The organism is Thermodesulfovibrio hydrogeniphilus, assembly GCF_054657355.1.
Window position 1 is genome coordinate 125,888 of record NZ_BAAHYW010000001.1, and the last position, 20,375, is coordinate 146,262.

Sequence of the window (20,375 nt, forward strand, 5' to 3'; positions counted from 1 at the left end):
TATGAGGACATTCAAAGAAATAAAAGCAAATTATTATTTTACAAAAGAGGACGAGACAAGACTTCTTGAACTCAAACCTGTAATGGAGAAAAGAGCTGACAAGGTTGTTGAAGCTCTTTATCAATGGATTAATTCCAATGATTCGGTAAAGAGAATATTCAAAAATGAAGCCCTTGCAAAACATGTAATGAGACTTGTGAAAATATGGTTTATTGCCCTTTTCTCAGGCAGATATGACAATGCCTACTATGATAGCTTGATAAGAATAGGGAAGAGGCATGAAAGAGTTGGAGTAGAGCCACACTTCATGATAAGAGCTATCAATGTAATGAGAAATTCCATACTCACCATTTTATGCGAAGAGATAGAGCTTGAGGAAATAAGAACAAAGTATATCGTTTCAATAAACAAAATATTAGACATTAATCTTGACATCATCAACTCTGCCTATATTGAAGAAGAAAGGCGAGGATACCTTCCTGTTTACAAAGTTAAAAGCAAGGTTGTTCAATTGGGTGAGGTATTCTCACAGTTGACAAGCATTATCCTTATTTTGGGCTTGATAACACTGACAGGCGCAGTAATATATCTTTGCGGAAGAGATATATATGAAATTTTATCTGGAAAACTTGAACAGTCTATCATAACCGCTCTCGGCTCAGTTCTAATCCTTTGGGTAATGCTTGAACTTATAAACACTGAAATCGCTCATTTGCGAGGAGGAAAATTTAAAATAAGCGTATTTGTTGGAGTTGCTCTTGTAACAACCATAAGAGAAGTCATGATAGGAACACTGAAACACGAAAGCACAGAGTTCATTTTATCGCTAATAGCCGCTGTATTAATTATAGGTATTATTTACTGGTTAGTTAAAAAGACAGAGGAGAGAGAATGAAAATCCTTGTTATAGGCTCAGGAGGAAGAGAACACGCAATATGCTGGAAACTTGCCCAGTCAAGGGTAATTGATAAAATATACTGTGTTCCGGGTAATGCAGGAATTGCTGAAATTGCTGAGTGTGTTGAAATTGAATCAGGAGACTACTCTGCATTGGTAGATTTTGTTAAATATGAATGGATTGACCTGACTGTAGTAGGTCCTGAGGAACCTTTAGCACGCGGAATCGTTGATATATTTGAAAAGGAAGGCAGAAGAATTATAGGACCAAACAAGGCTGCAGCACAGATTGAAAGTAGTAAAGTATTTGCAAAGGATTTTATGAAGAGACACAATATTCCAACTGCAGACTATAAAGTTTTCACATCCTTAGCTCATGCAGAAGAATACATAAGGCTTAAAGGTACGCCCATAGTTATTAAGGCTGATGGTCTTGCTGCAGGCAAAGGAGTTTTTGTATGTCATAATTATGATGATGCAATTGAGGCATTGAAGCTAATTATGAAAGAAAAAGTCTTTGGCTCTGCCGGAGAGCGAGTAGTTATTGAGGAATGCCTTCAAGGCGTGGAAGTCTCATATTTGGTTTTTACAGATGGCAAAAACATTGTTCCGATGGTTACATCAAAGGACCATAAAAGACTTCTTGATAATGACGATGGACCTAATACCGGAGGCATGGGAACATTTAGCCCGAATCCGACAGTAACGCCAGAGCTTGAAAGAGAGATTTTGGAGAAAGTTATAAAGCCAACTATTAAAGGTTTAAAACAAGAGGGAATTACCTATAAAGGAATTCTTTATGCCGGGCTTATGATTGTGGATAATAAACCCTATGTTTTGGAGTTTAATTGCAGATTTGGAGACCCTGAAACGCAGGTTATATTACCTCGTCTTGAAACTGATTTAGTTGATATATTTATGGCAATAGCAGACCAGAAGCTAAACAAAATAGATGTTCAATGGAAAAAAGAATCCTCCCTTTGCGTTATTCTTGCCTCAGAGGGCTATCCGGGGAAATATAAAAAAGGCTTGCCAATTTCAGGACTTGAGATGATAAAGGGGCTGAAGGATGTCATAGTCTTTCATGCGGGAACTAAATTTGATGAAGAAGGCAGAATAGTCACAAGTGGTGGAAGAGTACTCGGAGTCACTGCCTTGGGAAATGATATTCACGATGCAAGGCAAAGAGCTTACAGTGCTATTAATTTCATAAACTTTGAGGGAATGCAATACAGAAAAGACATCGGCTTGAACATATAAAACTTGTCGGAAAAATTGACTCTATCAGGCAAAAAATGCCTGATTTTTGACATTTTAACTTTTTAAAATCCCTTTATTTTAAACAAGATTCATTTTGGCATGCTTTTTGTTCTTCCTTTAAAAAACCTTAAAGGAGGATGAAATGAGTGCCAAGTCAATAATTTTAAATCTGTCAAAGGATATTCATAAATGGTTTCTATTAAATATCATAGCAATTTTAGCCATCTCTTCATTGATGTTATCAACTCTCGGATACAGCAAAAACGATATAATCTTAATCGTTTCAGGCCTCACAGTTGGTGCAATTATATTTAATTTTTTGTTTGCGAAAATAATGAAAAAAAGAACAGAAGAAACAATAAACAATCTATTTGCAAAAGTAGAAAGTCAGCTTTATTATGATGAACTTACATCAGTTTACAACAGAAAAGCAGGATTTGACAGATTAATGGAAGAGATGGCACGAATGAGAAGAAACGGAGGCAATCTATCAATTGCTATGATTGATATAGACAACTTTAAATCCATTAACGATAAATATGGACACCTTGTTGGAGATAGGGTTTTAAGGCATATTGCAATGGAGATTAAGAAATCTTTGAGATTGAATGATATTGTCTCAAGATATGGGGGAGAAGAGTTTTTAGTAATACTTCCTGACACTGACGAAATAAGTGCGTGTTTTGCTTTGGAAAGAGTAAGAGAAAGCATTTCAAAAAAGCCTGTTAATATAGGAAGAGAAAAACTCTACATAACTGTAAGCATAGGAATTGCAGAATTATCCTTCAACGAAAATCCGATTGATGCTATAGAAAGGGCTGATAATGCACTTTATAGAGCAAAGTATTCAGGGAAAAACAGAATTGAGGTAGGCTTTAAACATACAGTAGGATTATCTTTATCCTAATGAGCGATTTATATAAATCTTTTTAGTCTGTGACTGCGCGCCTGACGATTTTTTTAAGCGATTGCGAGCCTCACCGTCTGTTTTTTTCTGTCTTTGCAAGGCTTGTCAAACAACTTTTTCCCGTCATCACGAGGCTTGCAAAGCAACATTTTTCCGTCATCACGAGGCTTGCTTTAGCAAGCCGAAGTGATCTCTCTTCCTCTATGTCCCATCCAGTCATTGCGAGGAATCCTTCCACCTCGTCATTGCGAGGCATCCACCCTTTTCGTCATTGCGAGGCATCCGTCAGGATGCCGAAGCAATCTCTTCTTAGAATAAGTTCTGTCGCTCTGTAGCACTGTCGCACTATGGCACTATGACGACGAGATTGCTTCGTCGCTATCGCTCCTCGCAATGACGGGAAGGGGATACCCTCGCAATGATGGAGAGGAAGGTCATTTCGAGCCTGCAATTCATTTTTTCCGTCAATACAAGTGTACTTCAGCACCTGAAGCAATCTCATAAAAATTACAGGATTATATTCTTAATGACATCTGAGAATTGTATAATTTAGATTGACAATACTTCAAATAGAGCAAAAAGTGATATGCTACAATTTTGGGCAAATAAAGAATTTCTAAATTTTTATCAGCACTTTTTAAAAAGATTAACAGAGTTTTTAACAAAAATTGTTTAAAAGCCTAAAAACTCATGGAATCTTTAGGAATTTTTCATTAATAGTTTTTCTAATCTGCTCATCAGTAGGGTCTGGTTCAGATAGGAAAAGCTCAATGAGTCTGACAGAATTGCGGGAATAACAATTTGGGCATTTATCTTGAATATGAATTGTAAAACATTCCAAGCAGAAAAAAAGCTGTTCTTAGAGGGATTAGACATTTTCCAAATTTTTGTTTTATTGTGCATTTCTCTTCTATTTCATAATACAGTCCTTTTTTCCATGAATAGATGATACAACAAAATAGAGATAAAAATCCAAGAATTGCTACAATCATTTGAAAATAAGATATTTTTTCTTTCACAGCTATCCATTATCTGTCATTGCAAGGAGCGAAGCGACTAAGTAACCTATAAACATTCGTAAAACTTAAGGCGTGAGACGTAAAAGGCAAAAGACGAGATTGCTTCGCAGTCCTTTGGCTCGCAATGACAGGTGTATCAAGGAAGAGAGATTGCCACGCCTACCTGTCGGCAGGCTCGCAATGACGGAAAAAATTAATCGGCAGGCTCGCAATGAAAGGTCCCTCACCGTCATTGTGAGGGACGAAGTCCCGAAGCAATCTCCACTACCCCGTCATTGCGAGCGAAGCGAAGCAATCTCGCCTTTTATGCCCTTCAATGAGTGTTTGCCACGCCTCACCTTCTTCGGGACACCCAATGACCTTCTCGTGCGTCATTACGACTCCCAGCTAAGCGAAAAGGAAGCAAACTCTCTTTTATGAGACTGAATAGCCTTACCTTCGGTGTACTCGCAATGAAAGGCTAACAAAATTTCCTATAAAAAATCTCTCAATTTTGGTATGAAGCAAAAGATAGATAAAAACTAACATTCTTAATTATAAAGCATAAGGTTTTAGATCAAGCACAGGAGTGCCATCAAACATATCAATTCTTTTTACTTTTATCACATTATCATTAACTTCTATCACATCAAGCACTGAAAGTCCTATTGGATTTGGTCTATGAGGAGAGCAAATGCTAAAAACTCCTCTCTCCTCATCAAGATGAGGTGGCTTCTGAATTAGCTTTTCAGGAGTAAATGGTGGTGATTTATGAAACACAAAAATTACAACAATTTTATCTCCCGGCTTAGTGTCTCTCAGTCCAAGCTTATACTCAGGGTCAACAACAATCTCTCCTTCAACATCAGAAATACTCCAATGCCTCGGCACTGTCTCTGCCTTTGTCCTTATGTAACCAATTGGTTTAAAAATAAACTGCATAATGTTATTTTTTATAAAAACTTACAATTTGAGCAAGAGTGTCTGATTTAATTTCATCAATTAAAAAATATCTCGCATTAAGCCATTCCGCAATTTTAAATGCCAAATCCATTTTTATAAAACTGTTCTTCTTTTCAGTGTCAATGACAATAAAATCTGTAGCTGGCATATCCCTAAGCATAAAACAAATACTTTGAATTTCTTCAAATGGAGGTTTTCCAGTTAAAGAAACATTTGCTTTTCCATCGGTTAAAAGTAAAATCAAAAATCTCATTTCCGGATGTTTAAAATGCAAGTTTTTCACAAGTTTGTATGCTTCCATAAGTCCTGCTGCAAGAGGGGTTTTACCACCAGTTGGAATTTCCTTAAGTTTTTTAATGGCAAGTTCAGTTGAAGATGTAGGAAGAACTACTTCAGCTTTGTCTTTTCTAAAACATATCATTGAAACCTTATCTCTCTTTTGATAACAATCCATAAGAAGGGAAAAAATTGATCCTTTAGCTAAAGTCATTCTTTTTTCAACTCCCATAGAACCTGAGCCATCAACAATAAAAATTACGGTATGACTCATTTTTCTTTCTTTTTCTTTGTATCGTAAATCTTCATCAAGAATGATTAAAGAATCCTTCATTCCTCTTAATTTTTGAAATGGTGCAGATGCTCTTATTGTTGCATCAATGGCTATTTCTTACCTTTTCTGAATAAGGCTTCTTATATATCTTCCACCTCTTCCTTTTGCTTTTGTCTTTGTCCTTCTTCCAGTTACAGTTCTTATTAGTCTATCTTTTCTTAAAATCAGTCTTTTTACTTTAAATGGTTCTCCAACTGGAAAAATTTCTTCCTTTTCAGAAGATGGGATCTCTTGAGATTTAGCATTTTCAAAATCTTCATTTTTTATAGGAGAAGTTTTCTGCTCTTTCTTTTCTTTATTTTCATCTGAATTGGTATTAGAAGATTCATGGCTATGTTCTTGCTCCTCAGAAGGAGGTTCAATAAATCTTCTTCTGTGATTTAATACAAAAGGCGCAACCACCTTAACATGCTCTTCCGTGACTATTGTTTCACCTTTGTATGCTGTAAAGGCTTTTGAAGCATAATAAAGATATATATCCGCCCTATGCCCTGAAACTGCCTCATTTAAAACAACTTCAGCAATAAATTCTTTAACATCGTCTGGCACATGAACTTTTTTTGATATTTCTATCCAAGTTTTAATTTTCTCAATCAATCCATTAATTGAATTCTCTCTTCCTTCCACGCAATGGAATTTTACAATCTCCTTCTTCTTTTCTTTATCTATCTTTTCATCCATAAATACACATAAACCAAATCTATCAAGAAAATGAGATGAAAATTCAGCTTCTTCAGGATTCATTGTTGCAAGTATCTGGAAATTTGAAGGCTCACTTAATTTGAAGCCTTCTCTTTCAATTATGTTTACACCTCTTGCTTGTGTTTCAAAAACAACTGAAAGAATATCAAGAGGAAAAAGATTTATGTCTTCAATAATTAAGAAACCTCCGTTTACTTTTGAAAGAAAACCTTTTTGAAAAACTCTTTTTCCATATTTAATTGTGTTTTCAATATCAATTCCTCCTAAAACTGCCTCCTCTGTTGCATTCATCGGAAGTTCATAAATCGGTATTCCAACATTTTTAACAATTTCACTGAATGCTTTAATAAGTGTTGACTTTCCAGTTCCCTTTTTTCCTACAATTAACACTCCTCCACATCTTGGCTCTATAAGATTAAGAAGAAGGGTAAGTTTTGCATTTTCTTGATTTACAAAATTTAAAAAATTCACTTTAAATTCTCTTAAGAACTTCATTTAATTTTTCAGCCTCATAAGTTATATCTTCAAATGGAAGTCTTTTAAGCCTGTGCTTTAAAGCAAATGGTGCAACAGCTTTTACATCTTCAACTGAAACTTCCTTTTTCCCATTAAATGAAGCATAGGCTCTTGCTGACTTAAGCATAACAATATCTGCTCTGTGACCATCAAGATTAAGCTCACCAGTAATTTCAACAACTGCGGATAAAGCATCATCTGAAACTGTCATATTCTTTAACTTTTCCTTTGCTTTAATTATTTTTTCTGAAAGCTCCTTTTGCTTGTTTTCCCACTTTTTATAAAAACCTTCAGGATCATCATCAAACTCTATTTTTCTTTTAAGTATCTCCATTCTTAAAGCCTTATCCCTTATTGAATTTACTTGAACACAAAGTCCAAATCTGTCAAGAAGTTGTGGTCTGAGTTCTCCTTCCTCAGGATTCATAGTTCCAACAAGGATAAATCTTGCAGGATGAACAAATGAAATTCCCTCCCTTTCAACGGTGTTTATTCCCATTGCTGCAGAATCTAAAAGAAGGTCAACTATATGGTCTTCTAAAAGGTTTACTTCATCAACATAAAGAAAGTTTCTGTTTGCTTCTGCTAAAATTCCGGGCTCAAATCTTTTTTCACCTCTTTTTATTGCATGTTCAATATCAAGTGTTCCAACAACTCTGTCCTCTGTAACACCTAATGGAAGCTCAACAACTCTCATCTTCTTTTTTCAATCTCTAAATTTCCATTATTTTCAATTCTTTCTAAACATTCACTGCAAAAAGGTCCTTCTTGAGCACAACTAAATCTGCAACCTTTAACAACATCTATCTCGGGAAGAAGCTCTGCCAATGCACGAACAGTGGTAGATTTTGCAGTTCCTTTTTCTCCCATTATCAAAACTCCACCAATACTTGGGTCTATAACATTTAAAACCAGTGCAAGCTTCATCTCCTCTTGGTTAACAATTGCTGTGAAAAGAAAAATCATTTCAAAACCTCCCTCATTTTATTTTTCCAGTATTCAACCTCATCTGCTGTCACAACATCTATACTTCCACCCTGAAAATCTCCCTTTGTATCTCCAATTTTTTCCTCAATCCATCCTTCAATTTCAAGATAAATCTGCTTTAAAGCCTCCTTTACATCATCTGAAGGAGACCAAAGCTCTCTTTCCAATGCTTCAATCAGCCTCCTCGCTATTTCTTCCAATGCCCAAGGATTATGCTCTTCAAAGAATTTTCTATTTTCTTCATTCATCAAAAATACTCTTGAAATATCATCAAATATCCAGCCATCAACTTCCCGAGTTGTAGCCTGCCATCCATAAACTCTTCCAATTCTTTTTGAAATATCCCCTGCTCCCTTATATCCATGTCTTTTCATTCCTTCAATCCATTTAGGATTAAGCAATTTTGTTCTTACAACCCTTCTAATTTCATCAGCAAGATCTCTAACTTCAACATGCTCAGGCTCCCTTGTATCTCCATAATAGGTTTTAACATCTTTACCACTTAAGTGTCTTGCTCTGCAGCAGTCATTCCTCCATGTGTGCCAAAATAACAGCAACATCCAAAAAGATCATACTCATCTGAGACAACTTTATTGTAAGTTACATCAACACTTTTAAGAATACTTGCAAATTCTTTATGTTTGCTCTCTCCCCAAATTCCCTTTCCATAGGCATATCCATTCCAGTAAAGAAATACTTCTGCAAGATCCTTTTCATCTTTCCATGCAGAGGCATAAACTGCAAGCTGAGTTCCTGCCTGATATGTCCCTGGCATTGAACAGAAAATCCTTAGTGTTGCAGAGCTAAAATCTCCTCCATTTTGTGAAATTTGCTCCAGAGTATGTTTCCTTATAAAATTCATATCTTCAGGCTCATTTAAAGATGCCACAGTCTTCACTGCTTCATCAATTAGCTCAATACACATTGGGAAATTATCCCTTGTAATTCTAGAAACCCTTATTGTTACATCGATACGAGGTTTACCAAGCTCACTTAAGGGAATTACCTCAATTCCTTTAACTCTACCATTTGAAAGCCATACAGGTCTTACTCCTAAAAGACTCATAATCTGTCCCATTCCTTCTCCATCTGCCCACATAATGTCTGTACACTGCCAGTAAATTGCTATATTTTCAGGATATCTTCCTTCTTCTTTTAAATGTTTTTCTATCAGTTTTTCAGCAAGTTTTCTTCCTATTTCATAGGCAGAAGGAGTTGGAACTCTGTGAGGGTCTAAACTGTAAAAATTTCTTCCTGTGGGTAAAACATCATCCCTTCCTCTTGTTATAAGTCCGCTTGGTCCTGCAGGTATATATCCTCCTGAAAATCCATTTAGAAGAGATTCAATTTCTCTTGAATCTTCAATTTTTCTGTTAAGTTCCAAAATCTTTTCCTTTATTGTCTTCCATTTCGGATCATTCCAGTCAATTTTATTTAAAATCTCCATCATGCCACCCCCATTAAAACTTTCTTAACAATTTCCTTTCCAATTTTATCTATTTCTTCAACTAAAGCTCCATAAGATTTTCCAGTTTTTAAATCAACTTTTTCAGAATTTTCAAGCAATTGTGAAATATCATATCCAAGAAGTTTTGCTATTTCTTTTCTTAAAGAAATCTCTCCAGTACCATATCTTAAAATTGAGTATATGAAATCCACTCTTCTTTCACCTTCAGGTAATTTTCCAAATATATGCATTCCATCCTGAATTTGAGTGTTTCTTATAAGAGAAAGCTTAGAATGGACAGATTCAACAATTTCATCAAAGGGAACCTGATGAAGTTCTTCGTGATTTAGCTCACTTAATGAAACCGTTTTTCCTTTCCAAAATATCTTATTTCTTTATCATGCTTTGCTTTACCTATTGCATTAATTATCATATGCTGAAGTGTGTGAATTCTTGCAGGTTCTTTTCTTTTTGCCTCTTCATATTCACCAAGAAGTCTATCAAGCTCTAAAAGTTCATCATAAAGTCCTCCTTCAGTAAGCACAGTCTGCATATGATCAACCAAAACTGCATAGCTACGCCTTTTTGCAATTGTTCCCTCTGGAGGATTATCAGCATTGTAAATATAAAGATGAGGAACTGTATCAATTGAAATATCTGGTAGGCAGGCAGAAGATAGAGCAACACCTTTTCCAGGTAAAAACTCAATATTTCCATGTGTTCCGACATGAACTATTGCATGAGCCTTAAACTCACGCGAAAGCCATTTATAAGTTGCTATATATTGATGAGGTGGTGGAACATCAGGGTCATGAAGGATTTTGCAGACCTGACCATCACATCTTGAACCTGCACATCCTCTTTTTGGTTGAACCATAACCAAGACATTTTCAAATCTTAAACCTGTGATAACTATTTTTCCATTGTAAAGCATTGCTGGAGGAATCCCATTTTTATATTCTCCCGGCGGTTCTCCCCATGCCTCAATAATTCTTAAACGAGTTTTCTTAGGAATTTCATTAAACCATTCTAAATATTTCTCCTTCTCAACAAATGCTAAAGCTCCACCTTTTTCAACAATTTCCTGAACTGTTGTCCATCTAAATTCTGATATTGCCTTTTTATTCATTATTTCATCAATTAATGCCTTTCCTTTTTCAGGAACATGAACATTATATCCAGCTTCCTTCATCTTCTTCATAATCTCAACTACAGACTCAAGACTATCAAGGTGTGCTGCAGAGCCTACAGTTGCTTCAACGGATGCACATGGATTGTTATGAAGAATAAAGGCAATCCTTCTTTCTTGAGGAGGAGTCCTTTTTAATTCAATCCATCTGTAAATTCTTTCAACAAGTTTTTCAACTCTATCTTTAATTGGCATCTTTTTTCTTTCAGATTCTTCACCTTCTACTTGAGCAGAAATGATAATTGGCTCAATAACTCCCTCAAACTCAGGAAGAGATATGCTCCATCCAATATCAAGATTAAGCTCTTCTTTTTCCCACTCTTTAATTGTTTTATAATACGAATTTATAGGAGAAAAAACAGGAACATTAAGTTTTTTCAATATTTCAACTCCTTCACTTGCCACATCAGTATTGTCCATTCTTTTTTCTCTGCTTGTTCCAATGAAAAATGAAATAAGCTTTATAAGAGCATCAATTCTTGGCTTTCCATCTTTATCAATAAACCATTCCAAAATAACCTCTCCGCTTCCCTTTGTCCCTAAGGCATTATCTTTAACTGAGTATGCAAAACCAGAAATCACATTAATTCCTTTTTCCTCAAGCTTCCTTATCAATAAATCTTCAACATCTTTATTTCCATTTATCCAGTAATGCCTTGAAAAAAGTATTCCTACACATGCACCTGCACTTGCACATCTCTTTCCTCTTTTTTCATACCAAGAAAGATATTCATCAATGTCTTTAAAAATTTTTTCTGCATCAGGATGATAAAGCCCTTCCCAAGGAATCTCTTCTGGCTCTTCATAGGAAATGTTCAAACCTCCTACTTCATTTGCAAGAAAAAGGAACATATTTTTTATGTTTTTCTCTCCATTTATCACAAGATATTTATAAGCTTTGCTTAAAATCTCTGGATGAATATTTGATAGAGTCCAGTATGAAGGGGCATGTCCAAGACAAATAATTTTTGCTTTTGCAGGCTCTTCTTTTAATTTTTTTTCTATACTTTCCCATATTGCTTCATTTGAACGATATAGAAAAATAATATCAGAATCTTCAATTTCCTTTAAAATCTTATCCAGCTTTTCAGGTTCACTGTCAAGGATTCTTGCAGAGTAAACTTTAACTGAGAAATCATTTATATTTTTTGACACTTTATAAAGCATATTGTAATAACTCTGCCAAACAATTGATAAAATTTTAAGCATATTCAACCTCCTACAAAACAGGATAAATCAGACTTATTCCATCAAAGTTAGCCTTCTTTACCTCAACTCCATAAACCCTTTTAATCAACTCTTCACTAATAACATCCTCGGGTGAACCTTCTGCAATCTTTGCTCCAGAATTTATGACAACAACTTTGTCTGAAAAAAGGCTTGCAAGATTTGGGTCATGAAGGGTCATAACAACTGTAAGAGCCTTTTCCTTTGCAATTTCCTTAATTTTCTTTAAAACATTAACTTGATTTCTAAAATCAAGATGGCTTGTTGGCTCATCAAGTAGCATAACAGGTGAGTTCTGCGCAAGTGCCCTTGCAATAAGGGTTAACTGACGCTCACCTCCACTAATTTTTGTATATGGCTTATCCATAATATGTTCAATTCCAACTGTTTTAATCGCAGAAATTGCAATTTCATAATCCTTTTTTCCCGGTGCTGAAAAAATTCCAACATAACTTGCCCTTCCCATAAGAACAACATCTAAAACAGAATATGGAAATGCTGGCTCATGCTCCTGTGGAACCACTGAAAAAATTTTTGTCCTTTTAATATGAGATAAATTGTCAATCTTTTTTCCGTCAAACAAAATCTCACCTTTGTAAGGCTTCCAAAGACCTGCAATACAGCGAAAAAGTGTTGTCTTTCCAGAACCATTAGGTCCAAGAATTGTTGTTATCTTGCCCTTTTCAGCACAAAAACTTATTCCTTTTAAAACCTCCTCCCTTCCTTTATGCCTAAAATATAAATCCTCTATCTCAAGCATCCTTTACTCCTTTTCACCATCCATTATCCACCATCCACTATTCACCAACCACTATTTCCCCCATGCTTCCTTTCCACCACGCTTCATAAGATATATAAAAAATGGTGCACCTGTTAAGGCAGTAATAATTCCTACTGGAATGTCAAAACTTGTAAGAGTTCTTGCTACAGTATCTGCAGCTATCATAAACGAGGCACCTGCACAAATTGAAAGTGGAACAAGGGTTTTATGGTCTGGTGCTGTAAGCATTCTTACAAGATGGGGAACCATAAGTCCAACCCATCCAATAATTCCGCAAAGGGATGTTGCAACTGCTACTGCAAATGTTGAAAATCCTATAAACAAAACTCTCTCCCTCCTTATATTTACGCCAAGTGCTTGAGCCTCCTCCTCACCCATGCTCATCACATTCAATCTCCATCGCATAAGAAAAATTGGTAAAATTCCGAGAACAACTCCTAAAAGAGAGAGCTTTACAGAGCTCCAATCTGCCAAAGAAAAACTACCCATAAGCCAGTAAACAATGCTTTGAAGTTTATGGGGGTCAACCAAAAATTTAACTATTGATACCATTGCAGTAAAAAATGCTGAAACAATAACTCCTGACAAAATTAAAGGTAGTCTTGAAACCTCACCCTGTGTCCTTGCAACCAAATAGGCAATCATAACTGCCAATGTAGCAAAACCAAAAGCCATAAGCTGAATTGGAAGAAAGCTTAAAAACCCGATCGTAATTGCACAACCAAATGCTGCACCTGCTGAAATTCCAAGTATAAATGGGTCAACCAATGGATTACGAAATATTCCCTGAAGTGTAACCCCTGAAGCTGAAAGGCATGCTCCAACAATCCCAGCAAGCAAAACCCTCGGAAGCCTTATATCAATTATTATAGCCTTCTCTGGAATATCTCCGACATCAAGTGCATGTGTAGGTGCAAGTGTATGAAATAATTCATTAAATAAAATTTTTATAACCATAAAAGGTGTAACTCCATAAGCACCCAAAAAAAGAGCAATCCAACCAATGAGAAATGGAGAAAGAAGAATTAATATTGATTTAATACCCCTCATAATGTCTTACCTTATAATAAGATATTCCAAAGACTTTTTTATAGAAATCGTCAGTTACTTTCTCAAAATTTACATCTTTAAAATACTCTGGATAAATTTTCATTGCCATGTAAAGAGCAATTGGAGCAAGTCTTGGAGACCATATAGACCACTTTGGGAGTTTGTAAACTTGATGATTTTTTACAGCCTTAACAAATCTCCATTGTGAATTATTATATAACCAGGATTCATCATATCCTGCAGAGCCCCATATAAATATTACATCTGGATTCCACTGAATAATCTTTTCAATTGAAACATCTATGTTTCTTTGCATAATATTTCCTGCTGGATTTATTGCACCTGCAATTTTAATTACATCTGCTGTAACTCCTACTCCTGCAGAAACCCTTGTCGGAGCTCCTCCAAGATGAATAACTTTTTTTCTTCTCTCAGGAGGAATTTTGCTAACCTTATCTTGAATTAGTTTAAAAATATTGTTCATCTCCTTTATAACTTCTTCAACTCTCTTTTCTTTTCCAAAAAGCCTTCCATGCATTCTCATATCTTTGTAAAGCTCTTCAAGACTATCAGGATATATTGCAATTACATTTGTTCCTCTTTCTTCAAGAAACTTTACTGTATTTGGATTGTATGACCATGTTATAACAACATCAGGCTTAAGCTTCATCACAGCCTCAACATTTACATCAGAACCTGCACCTACTGTTTCCCTTTTTAACCCAACTTCATCAATTTTCAGCCTTTAAAAATATCAAAAGCTTTATAATTCAATAAGTTATATCTTTTTTCATTCAATTTTGTAGTCTAATCTAACTTTATTATTTTTGCCTATTTATTCCCTTAAATATTGACTTTTTTGTCTAATTTTTGTATACTAATATAAAAAAGGAGGTAACTATGTTTGTAAAAGAATCTTGGTCAACAAAAAAAGGTAAAAAATACAAAACCTACGAAATATCTAAAGCTTACAGAGACAAAAAAACTAAAAAGGTTAGGCATGAAAAAATTGCCAATATCACTCACTTAGGTGAGCCTCTTATTTCCAAAATAAGGCAACTGCTTAAGTCACCTGAGAAAAAGGTTGTAGTGGACAAAGACAAGTTTTTTGAGGATGCAACTTCAGTAGGGCATATACTGTTACTGTTAGGATTTATGATGAAGATAGGATTTCTGGGATGGTTAAGGCATTTTCCAAAGAAGGTAAGAGATTTGCTTTTGGCAGTAGTGCTTAACAGGATAATAGAGCCAAGGAGTAAGTATGCATCAGTGGGATGGATACGAAGAAGTGGTTTTATGGAACTGTTTGATTTAAGGGAAGAGGATATGCATGTAAATGAGATATACAGGGCAATGGACAAGTTGTATGAGAAGATGGATAATGTGTTAGATGATTTTTATAAGACGGGAGCACAAGGGACAAAGTTGTTGCTTTATGATATTACCTCAGTATACTTTGAGGGTCAAGGACCTCTGGGGCTTGCAAGATATGGATACTCAAGGGATGGGAAGCCCGATAAAAAGCAAGTATTGTTGTGTTTATGTTTGAACGAGAATAAATTTCCAGTGCATTTTGATGTTATAGAAGGCAACATATCAGATAAGGAGACAGTAAAGGGACTAATAAGTCAGTTAAAGAAGAGATACGACATCAAGGAGGCAGTATTTATAGGAGACAGGGGGATGGTGACATTACAGAATATAGAGTATCTTGAGAGAGAGGGGATAAACTACATATTAGCGATGAGATTTAGGGAAGCAAAGAAAATGGTAGTGCAGAAGGGTATACAGTTAGATATATTTCAGAAGGAGTTGCCAGTGACCATCTATATAAGTGAAGAGGAAGGGGTAAAGAGCAGATATGTACTATGTGGGTCTGAATACAGAGAAAGCCATGACAGGGAGACATTGGAAAGTATACTTAAAAGGGGCAGGGAGGCATTGGAAAAAGTAAGGCAGATGGTAGAAAGAGGAAAGCTAAGAGACAGGGAGAAAATACTGAGGAGGGCGCAGAGGAAACTGACAAAAAGTGGAGCTGAGAATTATTATGATTTCAGATACGAAGAAGGCAGATTTCAGATAATAGCAAAGCAAGAAGCTATAAAGAAGGCATATGATATGTGTGGGAAGTATATTTTGCAGACGACATTAATGAAGGAAGAAGATGAAGAGATAGAGAGGCAGTATAAGGAATTACAGACAGTGGAGGATGCATTCAAGCAGTTAAAGGATTTTGTAGAGATAAGACCGATATATCATTATAAAGACAGGAGAGTAAGGACGCATATATTTTTATGTGTGGTAGCCCAGACAGTGTTAAACAGGCTAATGGATGAGTTGAAGGAGAAAGGATGGTTAAGGGAGAGCAAAGAAAACAGTCTGAAGAAGTGTTTGGACAAATTTTATGAGATAGGGATAGGAGGTTTTGAGATAGAGGGGGAGAAAATAAGGATTATGAGCAAAGCTAAGGAGGAACATAAAAAGATACTTAGAATATTGGGAGTAGGGGATAAGATTTTCAGAACTTACGAAAGTGCGAGAGAATTTTGTAGGCTAATCTAAAAATTATAACTCATTGATTTTAAAATTTTTTTATTCAAAAGTTGATGAAGTGGGGTTTAAAGATGGATTTTCAGTAACAATTGCCTTATAAAGTCCGCAATAATCTTCTGCCCATCTTGAAACACCTATAACCTGATTCCATATATTAAGTGCAGGAATAAGTTCATAGGTAATAACTACTACTGCTCTTTTAACTGGAGCTTGAACAGTAACCTGTCTTTCAAGTTTATCTTTAACAGTTATGGTAGAGGCAAAACCTGCCCCTACCATTAAAAGCAGGATTATTAAAACTTTAATGTAAGCTCTGTAAACCATGACCTACCTGGTGCTTTATAGTATTGATAGCATTTTCTGTTAAAGATGTTGTCAACAGAGAAAGCAAGTTTTGCAAACTTTGTAATCTGATAGGCAATTCTTCCATCAACAACAAAATATGGGTCATATGAAGTATATACATTGTTTACTTTGTCTGAGTTGTCATCATTGATGAACCATTTTCCAACATATCTTCCAACAATGCTTCCTGAGAATCCATATTTTTCAAATTCTGCTCCAATATTTGCCCTCCATAAAGGGTTATAAGTTAGTCTGCATCCAACAGTTGTAGGTTTTGCTTCATTTTCTTTTATCTCAGAGTCAGTATAAGTTATATTTCCAAATATCCTTAACCTGTTTCCAATTTTTTGTTCAACTCCAAACTCTATTCCCTTAGACTCAGCTTTTCCAACATTAACAAGCTCTTGAAGCGTAGATGTAACAGTTTTCCGATAAATTAAATTTTTTATGTAATTTTCAAAATATGTAAGAGATATTTTTGCTCCTTCCCAAAGTTTCTGCTCAACTCCTATATCCCATGAAAAAGTTTTCTCAGGTGAAAGCTCTGGATTTCCTGCATAGGTTGTTCCAGATGAGGATGTCCAAGTTCTGTAAAGCTCATAAACTGTTGGTGGTCTGAATGCTTTTCCGATAGAACCCCTTAATGTTGTCTTATCAAAGGGTTTATAAACTAAAGCAAATTTTGGAGAAAAAGATGAAGCGGTCTTTGAAGGATATTCCTTTGGATAACCAGGCTTACCTACATCATTTGCATATCCATCATAAGTTTTCCACCAGTCTTGTCTAAATCCAACATAGGCTGTCAAATTATTTAAAAGAATTATTTCATCCTGAATAAATAATGCAAATGTTCTATCCTTTCCTCCTGCTTCATATTTTAGTGTTGTTGTAGAGTTTTCATCTTTCCATGTTCTAAGATATTTTTCTGTTGTATCTGCCTTACCATATCTAATCGCCCCACCAAATGTAAGAATCTGATTGTTAAAAATAGGTAGGCTAAACTGTAAATCCGCCATATAAGCATTAGCAGGAGTATTTGAAACATAACAGGATGTGGCAGTACAGCTTCCATCTATTTTTGCACCTGAAGAAGTAGTTACATACCAATCCTTTTCAGTATCAAGATAAGAAATATTAAGTTTCATCTTTAAATCCTTGTAAAGATTAGTCTCAAATCCTAAACCATATGTATTTTGAATTCTTCCACCTCCACCAGGAATAAAAGTATATTCACTTACTCCAGTATAGCTCCATAAAGGATTTCCTAAAGCATTCCTTAAATATGTATGAGGATCGTCATAATTATATTCATACCTGTTCCTCATAAAACTTAGCCTTATTTTTGTATCCTTTGTAAACTCATACTGAACCTTTATGGTTATTCCATCATCCCACCAACGATTGTCTCCTCTGTCTCCTATCAAATATGCAATTTTCCCTTCCCTTGTTTTAGTTTCTTCATAACCTGTAATTCCTGCAGGAGGTTTCCTTGTTTGAACATTCAAATCAGTGGGATATCCGGCTGTTCCCTGCCATCCATAGCTTAAAAATATACTTAATTTATCCCAAAGTTTATCTCCATATGAAATATAAAATCTTCTTAAGTCATCCATTGCCTCTCCTCTGTGCCAGCTTGAACCATATCCTGTTTTAAAAGTAAATTCCCTTTTTTCAGGCATCTTTGTAATAAAGTTGACAACACCACCCATTGCATAACCACCATAAAGAGAGGAAAATGGACCTTTTACAACCTCAACCCTTTCAAGGTCTTCAGGATAATATCCACCCATTCTTACATTTCCAGTATAAGGATTGTTTAAAACAATTCCATCCATTAAAATCAGTGTTCTTTTCTGCTCAGGAATTCCTCTTAAAGTAATAAATGAAAGAGTATCCATTAAACCCTTTGCTCTTCTTACAAATACACCTGAAACATCATTCAAGGCTTGGTCAATTGTCTTCGGTGCTTTAAGTTCAATTCTTTCTTTTGTGACAACACTTACAGAAGCAGGAGCAAATTCAACTTCTTTTTCAGTTCTCGTTGCAGTCACAACAATTTCCTCAAGCTTTGCCTCCTGCTGCTCTGCATAGGAAAGGCTTGAAAACATAAGCATGATACTGTAAATGACAATAATTAGATAAATCATTCTACCCCTCCATCTGAGTTTTTTCAGCTCCCTTCGTGAGAGGTAGACCCTTCATGAGTCCAATTCATAAAAAAAGCCGTGGTAAGGGCTACTGCCCTTCCACGGCCTTCATGACCTATCTAACCCTTCGTGGGTTAAAAAAATTAAACCATAAAAAATTAGGTTTTGTCAAGATTAATTAAAAATTTGCAAAAGGCTTTACAAGTTTTAGGCATAGTTAGTGGTATAATTAAATTAAAAGGATTAGAGGTTGTTAATGTGAAAAAGCTTGACCGTATTACTATTAATCCTCAAATTTGCAATGGCCAACCTACAATAAGGGGAATGCGTATAACAGTAGCTTTTATTTTAAAATTATTAGGTTCTGGAATGACTCATGAAGAAATTCTTAAAGCATATCCTGAACTTGAAAAAGAAGACATTCTTCAGGCAATTGAGTATGCCGCATGGCTTGCAAGTGAGTATCATTATCCCACGCCAGTTTTTGCTGAATAAAAAATTATGAAATTAAAGTTTTTAGCAGATGTTCATATTTCTCCAATTGCTGTTAACGCATTTAAAAACGCAGGCTATGACATTATCCGTGTGACTGATAAACTTCCTCCTACAGCTACTGATAGCATATAAAGAAGAGGCTGTAATCATTACGCAAGATTTAGATTTTTCTGCAATGATTGCTAAAAGTGGATTTAATCGTCCAAGTGTTATTTCTCTCCGTCTTGAAGATGCCAAGCCAGATAAAGTTGCAAAACTTTTAATTGCAGTCCTTCCATTAATTGAAAAAGAGCCTGCTGAAGGGGCAATTGTTTCAATAAATGAAAAAGAATACAGAATCAGAAAACTTCCGTTAAGATAATTTACTTTCTCTCTGTTACAATGCTGTAGTTTTTTATTCCTGCAAGTCTTACTTCATCAATGACTCTTACAAGTAAGCCTACTTCTGATTCCTTGTCAGCTTTAATTCTTACAAAGTCATTTTCTGGATTTACAATATACTCGCTTATCACTGTTTTCAATCTCTCTAAATCAATTCTTTTGTCCATAAAATAAATTTCACCATTTTTTGTGATGTAAATAGTTTTTATATTTTCGCTCCGAGCCTCAGAGGTTTTTGACTCGGGAAGTTTTATTTTTATTGCTGGTTCCTGAATAAGATGGGATGTAAGCATGAAAAATAAAAGCAGTAAAAATACTACATCAACAAGTGGAGCAATGTTTATGTGTGTATGATTATGTTTTTTTCTTTCAAACTCCATTTTTATACCTCGTATAAAAAATCGTTGTTATTTCTTTCATTAAAAATGCTATTTCATCTGCCTGTTTTTCAAGCCAGTGATGCCCAATGTGAATTGGAATTGCTACAAGCAGTCCTGCTGCTGTTGTTATAAGTGCCTCCCATATTCCTCCCGCAAGCATTGCTGGATTTACAGAAGAGCTTTGGGATATCACCATAAATGCCTTTATCATTCCTGTAACCGTCCCTGTCAAGCCAAGAAGAGGTGCAACTGTGGCTATTAGAGCAAGCCAGCTTAATCCTCTCTCTAATTTACGAACCTGCTTTGTTCCAATTACAGAAATCTCCTTCTCCTTACAACCATTTCTTATTCCATCAAATATAGGCTGCATTATCTCGGGATTTTTTTCTAAGATTTCATCAATCGGCTTTTCTAATTCAGCCAATACTTTTCTGTATTCAAAGAATTTGTTGAAAAATATGGCAACTCCTGCAATAGAGCATAATAAAATCGGATACATCAAAAAACCACCTTTTAAAAATAGCTCTAACATCCATCTCC

Annotated in this window: 20 protein-coding genes and 1 pseudogene; 7 read left to right on the forward strand and 14 right to left on the reverse strand. The window is 35.4% G+C overall.

All coding sequences use genetic code 11. The annotated features are described in order from the left end of the window. The first annotated feature begins 1 nt into the window (after position 1). The 3 genes from ACYQ3P_RS00685 to ACYQ3P_RS00695 all read left to right on the forward strand — a co-directional run bounded on the left by ACYQ3P_RS00685 (position 2) and on the right by ACYQ3P_RS00695 (position 3,064). Positions 2–895, forward strand: a complete 894-nt coding sequence (locus ACYQ3P_RS00685; protein ID WP_460176039.1) for a protoglobin domain-containing protein — start codon at positions 2–4, stop codon at positions 893–895. Continuing rightward, positions 892–2,157, forward strand: a complete 1,266-nt coding sequence (gene purD / locus ACYQ3P_RS00690) for a phosphoribosylamine--glycine ligase (protein ID WP_460176040.1) — start codon at positions 892–894, stop codon at positions 2,155–2,157. The genes ACYQ3P_RS00685 and purD overlap by 4 nt, the downstream gene beginning before the upstream one ends. Before the next feature lie 142 nt (positions 2,158–2,299). Continuing rightward, complete coding sequence (locus ACYQ3P_RS00695) at positions 2,300–3,064, forward strand: GGDEF domain-containing protein (RefSeq protein ID WP_460176041.1); 765 nt, start codon at positions 2,300–2,302, stop codon at positions 3,062–3,064. A gap of 809 nt (positions 3,065–3,873) precedes the next feature. Here ACYQ3P_RS00695 and ACYQ3P_RS00700 read toward each other — a convergent pair. The 10 genes and pseudogenes from ACYQ3P_RS00700 to ACYQ3P_RS00745 form a co-directional block, all read right to left on the reverse strand. Then, positions 3,874–4,083: a hypothetical protein gene (locus ACYQ3P_RS00700; RefSeq protein WP_460176042.1), complete on the reverse strand. Its 210-nt coding sequence runs from the start codon at positions 4,081–4,083 to the stop codon at positions 3,874–3,876. Between the two features lie 534 nt (positions 4,084–4,617). Further along, the gene (tsaA, locus tag ACYQ3P_RS00705; protein WP_460176043.1) at positions 4,618–5,004 is read right to left on the reverse strand and encodes a tRNA (N6-threonylcarbamoyladenosine(37)-N6)-methyltransferase TrmO; all 387 of its coding nucleotides are present in this window, start codon (positions 5,002–5,004) and stop codon (positions 4,618–4,620) included. Positions 5,005–5,008: 4 nt separating this feature from the next. Next, positions 5,009–5,689, reverse strand: coding sequence for a vWA domain-containing protein (locus ACYQ3P_RS00710; RefSeq protein ID WP_488199851.1), 681 nt, complete (start codon positions 5,687–5,689; stop codon positions 5,009–5,011). A 3-nt stretch (positions 5,690–5,692) separates the two neighbouring features. Further along, positions 5,693–6,832: an AAA family ATPase gene (locus ACYQ3P_RS00715; protein ID WP_460176045.1), complete on the reverse strand. Its 1,140-nt coding sequence runs from the start codon at positions 6,830–6,832 to the stop codon at positions 5,693–5,695. Beyond that, entirely contained in the window at positions 6,810–7,550 is a 741-nt protein-coding gene (locus ACYQ3P_RS00720; protein WP_460176046.1) for a magnesium chelatase ATPase subunit I, read from the reverse strand. The genes ACYQ3P_RS00715 and ACYQ3P_RS00720 overlap by 23 nt, the downstream gene beginning before the upstream one ends. Beyond that, entirely contained in the window at positions 7,547–7,819 is a 273-nt protein-coding gene (locus ACYQ3P_RS00725; RefSeq protein WP_460176047.1) for a magnesium chelatase ATPase subunit I, read from the reverse strand. The genes ACYQ3P_RS00720 and ACYQ3P_RS00725 overlap by 4 nt, the downstream gene beginning before the upstream one ends. Beyond that, positions 7,816–11,685: pseudogene (gene cobN, locus ACYQ3P_RS00730) on the reverse strand (cobaltochelatase subunit CobN). Before cobN ends, ACYQ3P_RS00725 begins: the two are co-directional and overlap by 4 nt. A 10-nt stretch (positions 11,686–11,695) precedes the next feature. Next, positions 11,696–12,463, reverse strand: coding sequence for an ABC transporter ATP-binding protein (locus ACYQ3P_RS00735; protein ID WP_460176048.1), 768 nt, complete (start codon positions 12,461–12,463; stop codon positions 11,696–11,698). Positions 12,464–12,514: 51 nt separating this feature from the next. After that, complete coding sequence (locus ACYQ3P_RS00740; protein ID WP_460176049.1) at positions 12,515–13,534, reverse strand: FecCD family ABC transporter permease; 1,020 nt, start codon at positions 13,532–13,534, stop codon at positions 12,515–12,517. Then, entirely contained in the window at positions 13,521–14,276 is a 756-nt protein-coding gene (locus tag ACYQ3P_RS00745) for an ABC transporter substrate-binding protein (RefSeq protein ID WP_460178024.1), read from the reverse strand. Before ACYQ3P_RS00745 ends, ACYQ3P_RS00740 begins: the two co-directional genes overlap by 14 nt. 158 nt (positions 14,277–14,434) lie before the next feature. On the opposite strand from ACYQ3P_RS00745, the gene ACYQ3P_RS00750 reads away from it, so the two are divergent. Continuing rightward, a complete protein-coding gene (locus ACYQ3P_RS00750; RefSeq protein ID WP_460175987.1) occupies positions 14,435–16,096 on the forward strand; it encodes an IS1634 family transposase in 1,662 nt (553 codons plus the stop codon). A gap of 30 nt (positions 16,097–16,126) precedes the next feature. Here the strand turns inward: ACYQ3P_RS00750 and ACYQ3P_RS00755 are convergent, their stop codons facing one another. Both ACYQ3P_RS00755 and ACYQ3P_RS00760 read right to left on the reverse strand, forming a co-directional pair. Continuing rightward, complete coding sequence (locus ACYQ3P_RS00755) at positions 16,127–16,411, reverse strand: hypothetical protein (RefSeq protein WP_460176050.1); 285 nt, start codon at positions 16,409–16,411, stop codon at positions 16,127–16,129. Further along, positions 16,381–18,579, reverse strand: a complete 2,199-nt coding sequence (locus tag ACYQ3P_RS00760) for a TonB-dependent receptor (protein WP_460176051.1) — start codon at positions 18,577–18,579, stop codon at positions 16,381–16,383. The genes ACYQ3P_RS00755 and ACYQ3P_RS00760 overlap by 31 nt, the downstream gene beginning before the upstream one ends. Positions 18,580–18,837: 258 nt before the next feature. On the opposite strand from ACYQ3P_RS00760, the gene ACYQ3P_RS00765 reads away from it, so the two are divergent. From ACYQ3P_RS00765 to ACYQ3P_RS00775, 3 genes are read left to right on the forward strand one after another with little or no spacing between them, the layout of a single operon-like run. Beyond that, entirely contained in the window at positions 18,838–19,074 is a 237-nt protein-coding gene (locus ACYQ3P_RS00765) for a DUF433 domain-containing protein (protein WP_460178025.1), read from the forward strand. A gap of 6 nt (positions 19,075–19,080) precedes the next feature. After that, on the forward strand, positions 19,081–19,206 hold the full coding sequence (locus ACYQ3P_RS00770) for a hypothetical protein (RefSeq protein WP_460176052.1): 126 nt from the start codon (positions 19,081–19,083) through the stop codon (positions 19,204–19,206). A gap of 43 nt (positions 19,207–19,249) precedes the next feature. Beyond that, positions 19,250–19,435, forward strand: coding sequence for a hypothetical protein (locus ACYQ3P_RS00775; protein WP_460176053.1), 186 nt, complete (start codon positions 19,250–19,252; stop codon positions 19,433–19,435). Position 19,436: 1 nt separating this feature from the next. On the opposite strand, the gene ACYQ3P_RS00780 is transcribed toward ACYQ3P_RS00775, so the two are convergent. Together ACYQ3P_RS00780 and ACYQ3P_RS00785 are read right to left on the reverse strand one after the other, a co-directional pair. Next, on the reverse strand, positions 19,437–19,835 hold the full coding sequence (locus tag ACYQ3P_RS00780) for an ExbD/TolR family protein (RefSeq protein WP_460176054.1): 399 nt from the start codon (positions 19,833–19,835) through the stop codon (positions 19,437–19,439). Next, positions 19,825–20,367 carry a MotA/TolQ/ExbB proton channel family protein gene (locus ACYQ3P_RS00785; protein WP_460176055.1) on the reverse strand — a complete coding sequence of 181 codons (543 nt, stop codon included), beginning with the start codon at positions 20,365–20,367 and terminating at the stop codon, positions 19,825–19,827. The genes ACYQ3P_RS00780 and ACYQ3P_RS00785 overlap by 11 nt, the downstream gene beginning before the upstream one ends. Positions 20,368–20,375: the final 8 nt, after the last annotated feature.